5 protein-coding genes, 1 tRNA gene and 2 rRNA genes (1 of these 8 running past the window's edge) are annotated in these 15854 nt (G+C 55.3%); 7 read left to right on the top strand and 1 reads right to left on the bottom strand.

What is annotated here, in order from left to right; translation table 11 throughout:
• Positions 1-158: 158 nt before the first annotated feature.
• The 3 genes from FJ695_RS03670 (at position 159) to FJ695_RS03660 (ending at position 3478) form a co-directional block, all read left to right on the top strand.
• Positions 159-2884: ribosomal RNA gene (locus FJ695_RS03670) — 23S ribosomal RNA — on the top strand.
• Between the two features lie 158 nt (positions 2885-3042).
• Positions 3043-3157: ribosomal RNA gene (gene rrf, locus FJ695_RS03665) — 5S ribosomal RNA — on the top strand.
• 244 nt (positions 3158-3401) lie between these two features.
• Positions 3402-3478: transfer RNA gene (locus FJ695_RS03660), tRNA-Met, on the top strand.
• Between the two features lie 175 nt (positions 3479-3653).
• Here the strand turns inward: FJ695_RS03660 and FJ695_RS03655 are convergent.
• The gene (locus FJ695_RS03655; RefSeq protein WP_168206256.1) at positions 3654-4193 is read right to left on the bottom strand and encodes a 4'-phosphopantetheinyl transferase; all 540 of its coding nucleotides are present in this window, start codon (positions 4191-4193) and stop codon (positions 3654-3656) included.
• A 286-nt stretch (positions 4194-4479) separates the two neighbouring features.
• On the opposite strand from FJ695_RS03655, the gene FJ695_RS03650 reads away from it, so the two are divergent.
• From FJ695_RS03650 to FJ695_RS03635, 4 genes are all read left to right on the top strand, one after another.
• Positions 4480-6105, top strand: a complete 1626-nt coding sequence (locus FJ695_RS03650) for a cyclic peptide export ABC transporter (protein ID WP_141184179.1) — start codon at positions 4480-4482, stop codon at positions 6103-6105.
• On the top strand, positions 6102-7739 hold the full coding sequence (locus tag FJ695_RS03645; protein ID WP_168206255.1) for an ATP-binding cassette domain-containing protein: 1638 nt from the start codon (positions 6102-6104) through the stop codon (positions 7737-7739). Before FJ695_RS03650 ends, FJ695_RS03645 begins: the two co-directional genes overlap by 4 nt.
• A gap of 185 nt (positions 7740-7924) precedes the next feature.
• Complete coding sequence (locus tag FJ695_RS03640; protein WP_141184177.1) at positions 7925-8761, top strand: cyclopropane-fatty-acyl-phospholipid synthase family protein; 837 nt, start codon at positions 7925-7927, stop codon at positions 8759-8761.
• Between the two features lie 145 nt (positions 8762-8906).
• Positions 8907-15854: the beginning of a non-ribosomal peptide synthetase gene (locus tag FJ695_RS03635; RefSeq protein ID WP_168206254.1), read on the top strand. It continues 17469 nt past the right edge of the window; only the first 6948 of its 24417 coding nucleotides appear in the window; the start codon lies at positions 8907-8909; its stop codon lies off the right edge, out of view.

Raw genomic sequence — 15854 nt, 5'->3', positions numbered from 1 at the left:
CTTTGAAGGTTTGGGTTTTTACAAAGGGGCCCATGCTTGATCTGGTTTGGAGCAAACGTTGTTTGTGCCGCATGTTTTGGCATTGGTTGGGCGTTTAACGCGCTCAAGTAGTGCGGAGCACGGTAGCGCAAACAAAGATGAACATTGATAATGAGAGTGATCAAGTGTCTTAAGGGCGTTCGGTGGATGCCTTGGCGACAAGAGGCGATGAAAGACGTGATACGCTGCGATAAGCTATGGGGAGCTGCGAATAAGCTTTGATCCATGGATTTCTGAATGGGGCAACCCACTCCGTATGGAGTATCCCGCAAGGGAAGCAAACCCGGGGAACTGAAACATCTAAGTACCCGGAGGAAAGGACATCAACCGAGACTCCGCTAGTAGTGGCGAGCGAACGCGGACCAGGCCAGTGGCTATAGAGTAAGAACCGGAACCGTCTGGAAAGTCGGGCCTTAGCGGGTGATAGCCCCGTACGGGTAGAAATCTTTATAGTCCTCGAGTAGGGCGGAACACGTGAAATTCTGTCTGAACATGGGGGGACCACCCTCCAAGCCTAAGTACTCCTTGTCGACCGATAGCGAACAAGTACCGTGAGGGAAAGGTGAAAAGTACCCCGACGAGGGGAGTGAAACAGTTCCTGAAACCGGACGCCTACAAACAGTTGGAGCCCGCAAGGGTGACAGCGTACCTTTTGTATAATGGGTCAGCGACTTAATTTAACGAGCAAGCTTAAGCCGGTAGGTGTAGGCGTAGCGAAAGCGAGTCTGAATAGGGCGTTTTAGTTCGTTGGATTAGACCCGAAACCGAGTGATCTAGCCATGGCCAGGTTGAAGGTGCGGTAACACGCACTGGAGGACCGAACCCACGCCTGTTGAAAAAGTCGGGGATGAGCTGTGGCTAGGGGTGAAAGGCCAATCAAACTCGGAAATAGCTGGTTCTCCGCGAAATCTATTTAGGTAGAGCGTCGGATGAATACTCTCGGGGGTAGAGCACTGGATGGGCTATGGGGGCTTACCGCCTTACTGATCCTAACCAAACTCCGAATACCGAGAAGTACTATCCGGCAGACACACAGTGGGTGCTAACGTCCATTGTGGAGAGGGAAACAACCCTGACCGCCAGTTAAGGTCCCTAAGTTATGGCTAAGTGGGAAAGGATGTAGGACTCCCAAAACAACCAGGATGTTGGCTTAGAAGCAGCCATCATTTAAAGAAAGCGTAACAGCTCACTGGTCTAAATAAGGGGTCCCGCGCCGAAAATGTACCGGGGCTCAAGCCATACACCGAAACTGCGGGTGCACACTTTGTGTGCGCGGTAGCGGAGCGTTCTGTAAGTCTGCGAAGGGAGACCCGCGAGGGCTCTTGGAGATATCAGAAGTGCGAATGCTGACATGAGTAACGATAAAGGGAGTGAGAGACTCCCTCGCCGAAAGTCCAAGGGTTCCTGCTCAACGCTAATCGGAGCAGGGTTAGTCGGCCCCTAAGGCGAGGCCGAAAGGCGTAGTCGATGGGAAACAGGTTAATATTCCTGTACTTGGTGGTAGTGACGGATGCCGTGTGTTGTATCTCCTTATTGGATTGGGGGTGCAGCGAAGGTGTTCCAGGAAATAGCTCCACCGTATAAACCGTACCCGAAACCGACACAGGTGGACTGGTAGAGAATACCAAGGCGCTTGAGAGAACTATGCTGAAGGAACTCGGCAAAATGCTCCCGTAAGTTCGCGAGAAGGGAGACCTCTGATCGGGCAACCGGTTAGGGGTGGCACAGACCAGGGGGTGGCGACTGTTTATCAAAAACACAGGGCTCTGCGAAGTCGCAAGACGACGTATAGGGTCTGACGCCTGCCCGGTGCTGGAAGGTTAAGAGGAGGTGTGCAAGCACCGAATTGAAGCCCCAGTAAACGGCGGCCGTAACTATAACGGTCCTAAGGTAGCGAAATTCCTTGTCGGGTAAGTTCCGACCTGCACGAATGGCGTAACGACTTCCCCGCTGTCTCCAGCATAGACTCAGTGAAATTGAATTCCCCGTGAAGATGCGGGGTTCCTGCGGTCAGACGGAAAGACCCCGTGCACCTTTACTACAGCTTCACACTGGTATTCGTAATGACATGTGTAGGATAGGTGGTAGACGTTGAAGCCTTTGCGCCAGCAGAGGTGGAGTCACCCTTGAAATACCACCCTTGTCCTTATGGATATCTAACCGCGGTACAACAATATCCGGGACCGTGTGTGGCGGGTAGTTTGACTGGGGCGGTCGCCTCCCAAATGGTAACGGAGGCGCGCGAAGGTGGGCTCAGAGCGGTCGGAAATCGCTCGTTGAGTGCAATGGCATAAGCCTGCCTGACTGCGAGACTGACAAGTCGAGCAGAGACGAAAGTCGGCCATAGTGATCCGGTGGTCCCTCGTGGAAGGGCCATCGCTCAACGGATAAAAGGTACGCCGGGGATAACAGGCTGATGATGCCCAAGAGTCCATATCGACGGCATTGTTTGGCACCTCGATGTCGACTCATCACATCCTGGGGCTGGAGCAGGTCCCAAGGGTTTGGCTGTTCGCCAATTAAAGTGGTACGTGAGTTGGGTTCAGAACGTCGCGAGACAGTTCGGTCCCTATCTGCCGTGGGTGTAGGAGAATTGAGAGGATCTGTCCCTAGTACGAGAGGACCGGGATGGACGTACCTCTGGTGGACCTGTTGTGGCGCCAGCCGCATTGCAGGGTAGCTATGTACGGAAGGGATAACCGCTGAAAGCATCTAAGCGGGAAACCCACCTCAAAACCAGTTCTCCCTGAAGAGCCGTGGAAGACCACCACGTCGATAGGAAGCGTGTGGAAGTGCGGCAACGCATGAAGCTTAGCTTTACTAATAGCTCGTTCGGCTTGATCCTCTCATTAGTCAATGTTCATCTTTTAAAAGGCGCTTTACGCGCCTTGTAAAAGGTAAGTTTTAGTGTGCTACCGGCCTTTGGCCTACTTGAGCACGCTGTTCTCGTCCCTTGCGGGCGAAAGATAAGACCAGTTTTACAACCAAATTGCCCTTCGCCGGCCTGGTGGCTCTAGCGGGGAGCCCCCACCCGATCCCATCCCGAACTCGGCCGTGAAACTCCCCAGCGCTAATGGTACTGCATCTTAAGGTGTGGGAGAGTAGGTCGCTGCCAGGCCTGCAAAGGACAATTTGGAAATTACTCTTCAACAAACTGGCGCTCACGCGCGCATCGCCCTCAGGGCTGCGCTCCGCGAGGGCGGCCTGACCGGCCGGCGGCCACTCGGCCTTGCCTCCGCTGCGCTCCGGATCTCTTGTTCCAAATCAGCGCAACACACCGGTCTCCTGAATTATTGTGCCGATTCCTTGAGGGAAACAGCACGCGCTCAAGCACCCCGAAGGGCGATAGCGCAAACAAATAACGCGGGATGGAGCAGTCCGGTAGCTCGTCAGGCTCATAACCTGAAGGTCGTAGGTTCAAATCCTACTCCCGCAACCAAATACAAAAATGGCCGCCCAAAAGGGCGGCCTTTTGTGTATTCGGGCGGGGATATTGGTGAGGCCCTCAGCGGGCCCAATCAAGCAGGGCTGCGCCCGACGCAGAAGGGCAAAAAAGACAAATCAGACGCCCGCAACCAAATCTCGATTTGAGCATAACAACTGATATTGGACTATCACCGCAACCGGATTGCTAATGTTACCAAAATCGGTCCAATTTGTTCTGCTGAAAGGCGCATCGGCACAAGTTCTCCTGCGAGACGGACCTTTGTTGCGGTTTGGCCGTGCAACTGTATTTCCCGCAAATCAATAAAACGGTCTAGTTGACCTGCCATAGCCTTCAGGATCGCTTCCTTAAGGCTGAAAACCAATAGTTCCGGCATTATTAGTGACGAAATTACATTGACCGCGGCGAGTTCTTTTTCGTCGGCTAGAAAAAGGGGGGCAATTTCCGCCATGCGGCTGGTCCGGCCGGGAATATCAATCAAATCTAGCCCAATGCCTGCAACGCCGGATTTGATGTGTTGTGCGGCCGCAATACAATAGCCCCCATCGTGACTGATTGAACCGGTCGTACCTTCGGGCCACAATGGTTGTCGAAACTTCCCCATACCAAGTGCCGTCACCGGGCACCCCAATCGTGACAAAGCCGCACGGGCTAAATGTCGCCCGGTCGAGAACTCGTCCTTGCGTCTGGAGACCGCGCGGCCGATCAACGCCGCCTCTTCCTCCGGCATTGAATAAGTGGCGATCGGAGCGGCGCAGGTTTGGGCTGGACCCGGCAAATGCCGGAGAACCCAATCCTCTAGGCACCGGCTCAAGATCTCCTTGGAGGTCATTGGGCAGATCCAACCGATGAATGCTTAGTACTTGCAATCAAAAAGTGTTTCCTGAATAGTACCGCGATACAATGATGGGCGCTTAGAAGCACCGAGCTATAAACCAAAGGTGTTCCGGTGCTGGCGGCCAAAGACCGCGCAGTTGAAGGAAGGGACATGAAAATTGCATCTCCTTCACCTTGTCCGGTCTGGTTTCAATCGCAAGACCAAGCTCCCCCTTCCCCTCATCGTTCTTTCTGCCATGGCCAATGCGGCTCTGATTGGCCTGGTAAATCATAGCGCAGAACTTGCGGCCTTTGGCGAACCGATTTCAGTTCGGTTGGTTTTTCTTTATCTCGTTTTGTTTTTGATTTTTGCCTATGGCAATAGCCTGTGCTGGCGCCGTTTCAATCGCGTGCTGCAGCAGCAGCTCAGCCGGCTGCGTCTGCGGATTGCGGACAAGGTACGGGCAGCCCCTTTGCGGCAGTTGGAGGAGGTCGATGAGGGAGAGCTTCTTGCAACGGTCAACCACGAAACCAATGTGCTTTCAGCCAACTTACCGTTGTTGACCGGGGCAATACAGAGCGTTTTTCTACTATTGGCCGCCTTGTTGTACATCGCGACGGTGTCGATGGCCGCTTTTGCCATCGTGATCGCAGTGTCGGTGCTGGGGGCGGGTTTGTTCTGGCGGCGGCGTAAAGCCATGAACACCGTCATGACCCAGGTCCTTCAATGCGAAGGCGAGGTGCTGACCGAAATGATCGGATTCACCCAGGGGTTTAAAGAAATCAAACTGCATGCCGACCGCAGCGACTCTCTGTTCAACGCATATCGCGACAGCACCGGCCAGCTCCGAAACAAGGTAATTGGCGTCGCCGGGATATGGACCACTCTGATCCAGTTTTCCAGTGCCTTCATATATGCGTTGCTGGGCGCATTGATCTTTCTGGTTCCCCTCTACACGGATGGATATACCGACATTGTCTACAAGCTTGTGGCTGCAGCGGCCTTTTGTCTGGGACCCCTGACGTCTATTACGTCGGTTGGTCATCTGTTTGCATCTGCTGAAGTCGGTTTGGCAAGGATTGCCAGTATCGAAGCGCGGCTGGCCGACATTGCAGATCCGGACGTAAACAAGTTTGATCCCGATCGGTTTCGCGCGCCGCGTCAAATCCGTTGTGAAGGTATCTGTTTCAACTATCAGATCCCTGGCCGCGGGACTACGTTTACAACTGGGCCTTGGACACTCGAGATTAACTCTGGAGAGATCCTTTTTGTGACTGGCGGCAATGGCAGCGGTAAGTCGACGGCCATGAAGCTCATTTCAGGATTGTATACACCGGATTCGGGGAGCATTTCGGTGGATGGCACAGAAGTCACCTCTGAATTACGCAGTTCCTATCGTGAAATATTCACAGCGATATTCGCTGACTTCCATCTCTTTGACCGGCTCTATGGGTTGGAAGGGATAGCGGCAGATGATGTCCAGCGGCTGATCGTCCGGATGGGCCTTGAAGACAAAGTAAATTTCGAAAATGGGAGATTTTCAACCCAGGCTCTATCATCTGGCCAACGCAAGCGTTTAGCCATGATTGTGGCTCTCCTGGAAGATCGTGATGTATATATTTTCGATGAGTGGGCTGCGGATCAGGATGCACATTTCCGCGACGTCTTTTACAAGGAATTGCTTCCCGACCTGAAAGCGCGGGGGAAGGCCGTTATCGCGGTTACCCATGACGACCGTTACTGGTCATGTTGCGACCGCCGGATTACATTGGATCTAGGCCAAATCGAGTTGGGGGCTGCATGATCCTGACTGATTTCATCCGCCGGGCACCGCGCCGGGATTTGCAAATCATGCTGGGGTTAAGCGGGCTATCAGGCGCGGCCAATGCCGTGCTGATCTTGGCGGTGAATCAGGCAGCCCAGCAAGTCACGACAGACACGCTGCCCGGAGCTTGGGATGTCGCGATGTATGCTGGCGCATTTCTCGCATTTTTCTTCGGAAACAAATTCGCGTTGCTGCGTGCCACACAAATAATCGAGCGATTATTGCAAACGTTGCGGGTCGAAATCATGGATCGCCTGCGCGGATCCGAACTGCGCCGGGTCGAGGCGTTAGGGAGAAAAAGCCTCTATTCAATGATATCAGAGCAGGCCAACAGCCTCTCAATGACGTTTCCACTGTTGATAGATTCTTTGCAGCAGGCTGTTTTGATGGTGATGGCTCTGATTTATCTGACTTGGTTGTCCCCCTACGCGCTCGGGGTCTTTATCATTGTGATCCTGGCGGCATCGATCCTCTACCGCGCTCTGCAACGCGAAATTCGTGTTTTGGTAGAACGCCAGATTCGCCGCCAGATGCTGTTTGTCGACACCCTGGAGCCGTTTTTGTCGGGCGGAAAGGAGCTGCGGCTAAACCACAAGCGCAGTGACGCATTGTTCGTGGAGCTGCAAAAACGGTCATTGCGGCTGCGTGAAACGCTCGTAAAGGTGGGGGACAGCTGGACTGAGCTGATGCTGCTGGGCAATGGCGTTACCTATTTGGTGATCGGATTCATCATCTTCTATTTTCCGGGCAATGTTTCCGGTTACGGAACCGTCGTGTTCCAGATAATCCCGGTATTACTGTTTTCTTTGAACCCTTTGATCCGGATTGCCGTCATGGCACCAGCATTTCTGCAAGTAGATGCCGGGTTGAGTGCGGTGCTGACTGTTCGTGACCAGTTGACGGAGGTTACACCGATCCCAGCAGAGACTGTGTGCGAGAAGTCGGCGCAGTATGCGGATTTCACGGAGATCCGGTTCGAGGATGTGCGCTTTTGTCATGACAGCGGGGGTGACCCAGACAGCTTCACATTTGGCCCGCTTAGCTTGACGCTCCGGCGCGGAGAAACAGTGTTCGTAACCGGTGGCAACGGCAGCGGAAAATCCACTTTTGCGCATTTGCTTTGCGGGCTCCATGTGCCCGATCAAGGCATGATCCGGATAGACGATACTCCCGTGAATGAAGCGCTTGCGCAAGCGGGTTTTCGCGCGCTGTTTTCCGCAGTGTTTGTCGACTACCACCTTTTTGACAGGCTTTATGGGCTGGAGCATGTTGACCCCGACAGGGTGAACACGCTCATTGTCGATATGGGCTTGGGTGACAAGCTAAAGTACGAAAATGGCACATTTTCAACACTGTCCCTGTCGACAGGCCAGCGCAAGCGTTTGGCCCTTATCGTTGCAATCCTGGAAGACCGGCCGGTCATCGTCTTGGACGAGTGGTCCGCAGAACAGGATGTGCATTTCCGTGACCGTTTCTATACTGAAATCGTGCCGATGCTCGCAGAGCGTGGTCAAACGGTGATTGCGATAACCCATGATGAACGTTACTGGGGCGCTGCAGATCGCATCTTGAAATTTGAACAAGGGCAACTGGTTGAGGACAGCAAAACATAATCGGTCCTGTTCGTTCAAACGCTTTCATTTGTAGATGACCGATTTGGAGAGCTTATCCCGGCATGCTGTCCGCATCCCGTTTTCCGAAGGAAAGGTATTATCGGTGGTTGCCGTTGATGGCACTTGCCACGTGTAGATCATTTGTTAGGATGAATTCCAACGGATTAGCCCCAAGGAAAAGACCTATGTCCCGCAGTACTTTGGAGACTACCGGCGCTAGCAATGATACGGTCGAAGATCATTATGACTCACCGGCTCTGCGACTGGGACCGATCCTGTTTGATGAACACTTACACTGGGGTTATTGGGACGAAGACAGTCGGGATGCAAGTTTCGGTGCCGCAGCGGAAGCCATGTGTCATCGAATGATCGATCGGACCGAAATTGGTCCCGGTGAACGGTTTGTCGATCTGGGTTGTGGTATTGGCCATCCCGCCTTGAAACTTGCTCAAGCTCGAAGTTGTCATGTCACCGGAGTGACGATTAGTGGCTACCAGCATCGTATTGCAGGCGAGAAAGCGGCACAGGCAGGGTTCTCCGACAGATTGGATTTTTTACAAGCCGATGCCCGCAGCGTCCCATTGCCAGACAAGAGTTTTGATGGCGGCTGGTTTTTTGAATCGATTTTTCACATGGGTCATGCAGAAGCTTTGGGCGAAGCCGCCCGGCTTTTGAAACCCGGCGCAGGCCTTGTCCTGACCGACCTGCCAACTCTGCCTCACACGACACCTGAATTCATGGACTTTGTCCATGAGCATATCCATTCGGTCTTTGTTCCAGAAGATCGCTATCCCGCCTTGATGGCAGATGCCGGATTTGAACTTCTGAACATTGAGGACATTTCCGAAAACGTCATGCCATGGCTGGAAACCAAGTTGCGTGAAGCCGTGCAGGAAAAGTGGAGTGACGTGGTCCGGCTCATGGGAGATCAGGCAGAAAAAGCCGTCGACAACTGGTACTATCTATTTGAATATATGGCAGAAAACCTCGGATACACCATGATTACGGCCCGCCGATTGTAATTCGGCTCAACACAATTCTGCGACTGCTGGGTAGCAGGCAGATGCTTGGCTAACGGCGCGAGGCAAGGGCGAAAAAGCCTTGCTCAGGCTATTGATGGCCAGGATTGTGTCCGGTTTTTGAATATTGATGTATGGAAAGCGTGTCATGAATTCTGACGAAGCATGGAACGAAATTGAGGCGGCAATCCTCGCATCCATGCAATGCCAGGACAAGTTTAGTAATACTCCACCGCAAGATCATGACGGAGCGGCGCGAGAGCCCGCTCCGATTGCCATTGTTGGCGCATCAGGCATGCTTCCTGGCTGTGAGGATCTGAAAGCATTTTACGCTGCGTTGGAAACCGGCGCCTGCCTTATTGAAAAACGGGCAGAAAGATCACTCGGAGAGCGGTTGTCGGCGCCTGCGGCCGATGCGCCCTTTGTCTATGGCGGTTTCGTTCCGGATCCGGCCGGCTTTGACGCCGGGTTTTTCGACATCCCGAAAAGTGAGGCGGATCAGATGGATCCGCGACAGCGGCTGTTGCTGATGGCCGCACTCGGGGCAATGTACGATGCAGGCTACGCATCGCGCAATTTACGGGGTAGCCGTACCGGTGTTTTCGTCGCGGCTCAAGACAACGAATATGACCGGCTTTGTGCCAGCCTAGGGCATGACCCGGATGCCGGATATGCACAATCATGTCTCTTGGCCAACCGCCTGTCATACTTCTACGATTTTGATGGCCCCAGCGAAGTGATCGAGGCGCAATGTGCCAGCGCCGGCGTGGCGCTGCATCGGGCAGTGCAGGCCCTACGTCAGGGCGAAATTTCCCAGGCGCTTGTTGCGGGTGTCAATTTGATGCTCACACCAGGGCCGTTCCGGCACCTTGCCGAAACTGGGCAACTCAGCCTGGATGGCAAGGTTTCTCCCTTTGGCGCCACTGCCGCAGGTCATGTGCGTGCCGAGGCTGCACTGTGCGTTGTGCTCAAACCGTTGTCTGAGGCTGTGGCGGACGGGGACAGCGTTTATGCAGTGATCCGCCAGACTTCCGTAAATTTCAATGGCCGCGGCGCGGCATCATTGGCGGCCCCCAGCGTGACACGTCATGCCGAATTGATTGCCGATTGTTATCGAAGCGTTGGTATCGGCCCTGGTCAGGTGGGCGTGATCGAAGCGCAAGGCATGGGGAACCCGCTGTCGGATATCGCCGAATGGGAATCCTTCAACCGGGCAATGAAGCGCTTTGGGCAAGAAGCGGGGGGCAGCGGCCCTCATGCGAAGTGTCTCGTCAGTACGTTGAAACCAGCCTTTGGCCACATGGAAGCCGCTTCGGGGCTCGCAGCGCTGCTAAAGGTGGTCCACAGTTTCGCAGCGGACCGCATCTTCGGCATTGCAGGATTTGATCAGGTGCATCCCGAAATCCGCGAAGATGGCGCAGCTTGCGCCCTGGCGGTAAATGACACACCGTGGCCAAGAAGCGGTACACCGCGTCACGCTGGAATTCACTGCCATGCGATGAGCGGTGTAAATGCGCACATTCTGTTGCAGGAACCGCCTTGCAAATCGGTTGCGCGTCCTCAAGACGCTCCGGCGGACCCTCAGGTAATCGTTCTGTCAGCCGCTTCGCCTTCAAGTCTTGAGCGGATGATCGCTAATCTTCTGAAGCATCTGCAACAACAACCTGAACGGTTGTGTGATGTGGCGAAAACCCTACAGCAGGGGCGCGACGCCTTGGCATATAGAATTGCCTGGGTTGTGCCAGACACCGCAGCCCTGATTGAGGCCTTGGAGGTGGAAACAAGGGGCCAGGCAACATCGGATTGGCCGGTGTTTCGGGGAACGGCAGGGTCCGGAATACAAGCTGAGGAAACAGTTACCGGGCTTGAGGCCTTGGCTCGCGCTTGGGTGACTGGAGTCGATCAGTCTTGGCCGGACCTTGAGGATCAAAGTGCCCGGCGTATTCGATTGCCCGGTTACGCATTTGATTGCCGGCCACACTGGGTGAAGCCGGTTCTGGAGCGCGCGCCGGACACCTCAGCGCAAATCGGGATCAAACCGTTTCTGATTGATCAAATTGCCGGTGTACTAGATCTGCCGGCAGCCTCTATAGATACCAAACAACATCTCTACGATTTCGGTGTGGATTCCTTGTTCGCTATGCAGCTCTTGCGGGCCGTCGCACGGACGTTCGGGATCACTGTGCGCGGCCGCGACCTGATGGAACATCAGAGTATTGATGCCCTAGCGGAGTATTACACAACTCAACTCCCCGCATTGGCAGTGGATCCGGAGCCGCAGGCGGTCGAGGTCTGCGAAGACCGGGGACATGCCCGCGATTTGCCCTTGTCGCAAGGTCAGGCAGGGCTTTGGGCCATTGCGCAGGCGCAGCCTGGTACCAGCGCATATAACCTGCCGGTCTGTTTGCATAGCCGTGAAGGGTTTGACACAACCGCCGTGCAGTCGGCCTTGAATAAATGTCTGGTTCAATATCCGGTTCTGACCAGTACGTTCCGAGTTGGCCGCCGTGGTCCGTTGCGGGATGAAAACCACGGGGCCACTTTATATGTGCGCCAGCTCGACTTGCCGCAGGAAGACCCTCTTGCAACCTTGAGGCATGCGGCGAAATCTCCTTTTGATCTGGCGCGTGACCTTCCAGTCCGGGCAACAATCTTCGGCCAACAGGGCACACCGTCCTACCTTTTGATTACATTTCATCACATCGTCTTTGATGGTGGATCGTTTTGGCTCTTCATGCAGACGTTTCTGGACGCATATGACGCCGAATTGGGCAAATCTTTGCGAGCTGAAGCCACCATATTGCCGAACAAAGGTGCCGATCAGGCGGCTTTTGTTGCTACGGCGAAGGCGGCCGCATCCGGCAGTGAAATGCGTGATGCCCGTGCTTTTTGGGCCAGGCGGCTCGAAGGACAGTTACCGTGCCTGTCTCTGACACCGGATAAGCCGCGAAACACAGCTCGGTTGTTCGAAGGGGCGCATCTTACCTTACCGTTGCCAGCGTCCGTGGCTGGCGCGATGCGCAGTTATTCAAGGGCTGAACGGTGCCCTCTCTCATCGCTTTGTCTCGCGCTATTCGCCACGCTGCTGCATCGCCTAAGTGGTGATGACGATATCATCGTCGGTATGCCCGACCACGGGCGCCATGATCCACGTTATGCGGAAACCGTCGGATACCTGGTTAATATGCTGCCGATTCGCATGCAGGGATTGGCCGGCCGAACATTGCGTGATCTCGCATATCACTTACAGGGGGAGGTTGCCGATGCCCTGGATCACGCCGCCTATCCGTTTGCGCAAATGGTTCGCGATCTGGGATTAAGCTCCGGTCCAGGTGAGCCGCCGGTCTTTCGGGTGGCTTTTGAATATCAAAACGCATTTTCCCATGATGCCCTGCCTGCTCTTCACCAGAGATTGCAGGTCACAGGTGATCTGACTCTGGTCGAAGATCTGCGGCAAGAGGGTGAATACGAACTGGTACTGGAGGTACGGGAAACCTCGGACACGTTGTCACTTTGCATGAAATACAACCCGGATCTTTATAGCGAACAACGGGTGCAGGGGTGGCTTGAAGCACTAACAAATTTGGCTCAACAGGCGTTGGCCGATCCTGAGGCCAACCTCGACAGTTTCGATATCGTTGGCACTTCAGATCGTGCCAAACTTCTGGCCTGGGGCACCGGGCCTAAGCCGGAGTTCAGTGCTGATACCGTGATGCAGCTCGTGCAAAGGCAGACCGATATGCATTCGGCTGAGACAGCTGTTGTCGATTGCGATGGCGCTTGGACTTATGAGCAGCTGGATCAGGAAAGCTTGCGGGTCGCGGCGGCGATACAACAGGCCGGAGTTCGTCCCGGCGACCGTGTCGCGCTCTGCCTCGGGCGCAGGAGGAATTATTCTGCGGCCCTTCTGGGGACATTGCGGGCGGGGGCAGTCTTTGTCCCATTGGATCCGGCCCATCCAAAAGCGCGTCTGAGACATATTCTGGAAGATTGTGCGCCGCGAGCGATACTGGCAGACGTCAGCACAGATGCCATGGCGACCCAACTGGCTGAACCTGATTGCACCATGGTTAGGGTTGACGCCCTTTCGTGCGCTCCTGAACCGCAGCCTGTCGGGCTGAAGGGCGGCGATCCCGCCTATCTGATCTACACCTCGGGCAGCACCGGGCGTCCAAAAGGGGTACAGGTTCCGCATCGGGCTTTGGCGAACTTCCTGCAAGCCATGGCGCAACGCCCTGGAGCGGGCACTGGAGACCGGCTTCTAGCCGTGACCACGTTTGCCTTTGATATCTCGCTGCTGGAGCTTTTGCTGCCAATTACCAGCGGTGGGTCGGTTCATATTTGTCCGGAAGAAATTGCCCAGGATCCTGATGCCCTGGCGTCGGAGATTTCCCGAGTAAAGCCTGATATCTTGCAAGCGACGGCCTCGGTTTGGACCATGCTCTTTGCTGCTGGTTGGCAGCCTCCGGACGGCCTCAAGGCCTTGTGCGGCGGTGAGCCTATGCCGGACCGTTTGAATAGCTTGTTTCAGAATTCCAAGCTTGATGCCTGGAATATGTATGGTCCGACCGAAACCACAATCTGGTCGACTTGCGGCCCGGTGACCGGCAGCCAGGACACCGTCACGATCGGCATGCCGATTGCCTTCACCGAAGTGCTGGTTCTGGATGAGTACTTGCAGCTTGTGCCTGTCGGTGAACAGGGAGAATTGTACATCTCCGGGGCGGGGTTGGCGGATGGATATTGGCAACAGGCCGACCGCACCGCGCAATCCTTCATCGCACATCCGTACCGTTCAGGAGAGCGTCTTTACAAAACCGGGGACCTCGCCTCCTGGAGTCCGTCAGGCGGTCTGATTCATCACGGCCGGCGTGACCAGCAGATCAAATTGCGCGGCCACCGCATCGAACTGGCAGAAATCGAATGTGTTCTGGATCGGCACAAGGAGCTGCGCGAGAGCGCAGTTGTTTTGCGCAAAAGCGGGCCGGAAGCACAACTTGTGGCCTATGTTGTTCCAGAAAGAGAGGCTGTTCCCGCGGTAGAATTGCGTGCATGTTTGAGGGAAGACCTTCCAGCTTATATGTTGCCGGATCTCATCATATCCTTAGCAAACCTGCCGTTAACGCCGGCGGGCAAGATCGATCGCATGGCGCTGGCGGCCCGGCAAGTAGATCTGGGTCACGATCGATCTGCCTCACCGGAAATAGAGCCTGGTCCACCGGATATGGACCTTGAGAAAGAGGTCCTGGCGCTCTGGTCGGACGTGTTGGACAGTACCGGAATTGGCCGGGACATCGGTTTTTTCGAGGCGGGCGGCAACTCGGTAACTGCCGCAGTGTTGGCGGCCCGGATTTCCGAGCGCTTTGGAGTGGAGTTGCGCGTATCCGATCTGTTTCGGTTTCCGACAATCCGGGCCCAAGCCAGGCATCTGGGCGCCGGCACATCGGATGTGGTGCCGGCATCGCAAAAACAGGTGACAGCTGCGCATGAGGCACCGAAGCTGAACCATTTTGCAGCCCCCTCTCTTGCTCAGCGGCTGGACGACGAACCTTTGGCGGTGATCGGCCTGTCTTGCGCGGTGCCTGGTGCTTTGGATTTGCAGAGTTTTTGGCAAAACCTGCTTGATGGGCGAGAGGCGCGGGAGGTTTTGACCCCTGAGGAGTTGCGTGCCGCTGGCGTGCCGGACGCCCAGTTGTCTCAACCTGATTTCGTACCTGTGGCATTTCCGTTGGCCGAGCGGGCCTGTTTCGATCCAGGGTTTTTCAACATTTCAGCGCGCGCCGCGCTTCATATGGATCCCCAATCCCGGTTGCTGCTGCAGCACGCCTGGAAAGCCATGGAAGAGGCCGGACACAGCACCGCAAGCCTACCAAAAACCGCCGTTTTCACGGCGGTGAGCCACGGACACTATAAGACACTTCTGCATGACTGTCAGGCAGTGTCTGATGATGAGTTTTATAGTGCCTGGATCGCGGGGCAGGGCGGGACTGTTCCAACCATGCTGTCCTATCAGTTGGGCCTTACCGGGCCGAGCATGGCAGTCCATTCCAACTGTTCTTCGGGTTTGGTTGCCCTGCATCAAGCCCGGCAGGCATTGTTGGCCGGGGAAGCCCGCGCAGCTTTGATCGGAGCGGCGTCGGTTTATGCCGTGCCAGGGGCAGGATACTTGCACCAGCCCGGATTGAATGTTTCCAGTGACGGCCATTGCCGCGCCTTCGACGCGAAAGCTGATGGACTTGTTGCTGGAGAAGGGCTGGGCGTTGTGCTTGTAAAAAGGCTCAGCGATGCCCAGGCCGATGGCGACCACATTCACGCATTGATTAAGGGCGTTGGTATCAGCAATGACGGGGCCGATAAGGCAGGCTTCTTTGCGCCATCGGTGCAAGGTCAGTCTGAAGCAATCCGGCGTGCTCTCGAAAGCGCGAAGGTTGATCCGGCTTCAATTGGGTATATCGAGGCACATGGGACCGGCACCCGACTGGGTGACCCAGTCGAGATCCTTGGTCTTCAATCTGTTTATGGCCGCGCCGCGGGAGCGCCGCAGCCGGTTCGTATTGGTTCGCTCAAACCCAACATAGGCCATCTTGATACTGCAGCCGGACTGGTGGGACTGATCAAGGCGGTCATGGCGGTCAAAACCGGTGAGATACCGCCCTCGATAAATTTCGAAACGCCAAATCCGGAAATTGATTTTGAAGATGCCGGATTGGAGGTGGCCGCCATTCGCCAGGGTTGGCCGGAAACCTCAGGTTCTCCCAGACGTGCGGGGATCAGTGCATTTGGCATTGGCGGCACCAATGCTCATGCGATTGTCGAGGAGTTCCAGCCGGAGTCTGCTATGCCGGTTTCGCCGGTAGCAGAGCCGTCTTCGCAGATCGTTCCGGTTTCAGCGCGAACGCAAGACGGCTTGCGGCAGCTTTTATCCCGGCTTTTGGCGGTTGTCGAAGACAAGGCGGAGGCGCCGCTCGCGGATATTGCCTACACACTGCAAACCGGGCGCCGGCATATGGTGTACCGGAAAGCCTTTGTCGTGTCCGGTCTGGATGAACTGCGCGCTGAATTGAAGGCTTGCTTGTCTACAGCAGAATTGCTCGAA

The sequence above is a fragment of the Labrenzia sp. PHM005 genome, from assembly GCF_006517275.1.
Lineage (GTDB): Bacteria > Pseudomonadota > Alphaproteobacteria > Rhizobiales > Stappiaceae > Roseibium.
The sequence above is the reverse complement of the archived record's forward strand: the minus strand, read 5'-3'. Positions and strand labels throughout refer to the sequence as shown.

Coding starts and splice junctions, on each gene's coding strand:
- FJ695_RS03645 (WP_168206255.1), top strand. CDS start 6,102: ATGATCCTGACTGATTTCATCCGCCGGGCACCGCGCCGGGATTTGCAA.
- FJ695_RS03640 (WP_141184177.1), top strand. CDS start 7,925: ATGTCCCGCAGTACTTTGGAGACTACCGGCGCTAGCAATGATACGGTC.